The following is a 1,398-nucleotide window of genomic DNA, read 5'->3' on the forward strand; positions in this document are numbered from 1 at the left end:
AAACTAGATTTGTAAAAAAAGGTACATTTTTGTTAACTAATTCTATGAGTTTTGGTAGACCTTATATTTTGAATGTTGATGGTGCAATACACGATGGATGGTTGGCTATTTCGAACTATGAAAACTCATTAAATAAAGATTACCTATTCTATATTCTTTCATCAAATGTAGTTTATTCTCAATTTCTATCTCTAATTAGTGGAGCTGTTGTGAAAAACTTGAATAGTGATAAAGTTGCTTCTATTCTTATCCCTCTCCCTCCGCTAGCTGAACAACAACGCATAATAGAAGCAATCGAATCAGCTTTAGAAAAAGTAGATGAATATGCTGAAAGTTATAATAGACTAGAACAGCTAGATAAAGAATTTCCAGATAAACTAAAAAAATCTATTCTTCAATATGCTATGCAAGGAAAATTAGTTGAACAAGACCCAAATGATGAATCAGTCGAAGTTTTACTTGAAAAAATACGAGCAGAAAAACAAAAACTCTTTGAAGAAGGCAAGATTAAAAAGAAAGATTTGGACATTTCTATTGTTTCCCAAGGAGATGATAACTCTTATTATGGGAACAAAGACGAAACAACCTCTTATCCTATATATGAAATCCCAGAAGCATGGAGATATATTAAATTTGCTAGCCTAGTTAACTTCAGAATAGGAAAAACTCCTCCACGCAGTGAAGCTACTTTTTGGGGAACTGAAATACCCTGGGTATCTATATCAGATATGCCTATATCTGGTTATGTAACTAATACGAGAGAATCTATTTCTAAATTAGCATTAAAATCAAAGAAAATAGACATTTCACCTAAAGGAACTTTATTAATGAGTTTTAAATTATCTATTGGAAAAGTTGCCATATTGGATATTCCTGCCACTCATAATGAAGCCATTATATCGATATTCCCCTATGCTAACAAAGAAAATATTATCAGAGATTACTTAATGATATTTTTGCCACTTATCTCTACTTTAGGTGATTCAAAAGATGCTATCAAAGGGAAAACATTAAATAGTACCAGTATCTCCGAATTATTAAGCCCTATTTCTAATCATGAAGAGATGAAAAGAATCATTTCCAAAGTTGATTTACTTTTTCAAAAAGTTTCTCAACTTTTTGAGTAATAAGTTCCTGTTCCTCAAAAGGAGCTAACGGAATTAATAGCTCGCTTAGTGTAGTTTTAGGAATATTATATAAAGCTTGACCTGATAGTTTAGTTATTGCTTTCAATTGTTTATAAAATAACGGAGAGGACAAGTTAAATAATAGAAATTTTGAAATAATCTCTGAACTTTCGAATGGTGTTAATTGGAAAATAAATCCACCAGCCACAACACCATCATAGTCTTTATCGATTCTTGCAAACTTTCCAATATGTTCTAAAGAGGTTGCTAC

The 1,398-nt window shown here is 31.1% G+C and carries 2 protein-coding genes; one reads left to right on the top strand and one right to left on the bottom strand.

The window, feature by feature from the left end; genetic code table 11:
- Positions 1-1,127 (top strand): restriction endonuclease subunit S (locus tag DCM90_RS09770; protein ID WP_191981040.1); only part of this gene is annotated, 1,127 nt, incomplete at its 5' end.
- Here DCM90_RS09770 and DCM90_RS09775 read toward each other — a convergent pair.
- On the bottom strand, positions 1,075-1,398 hold a 324-nt coding region (locus DCM90_RS09775; protein ID WP_109251163.1), incomplete at its 5' end, for a restriction endonuclease subunit S. The two genes, DCM90_RS09770 and DCM90_RS09775, sit on opposite strands and share 53 nt — an antisense overlap.

The organism is Levilactobacillus bambusae (assembly GCF_003124125.1).
GTDB classification, from domain to species: Bacteria; Bacillota; Bacilli; order Lactobacillales; family Lactobacillaceae; genus Levilactobacillus; species Levilactobacillus bambusae.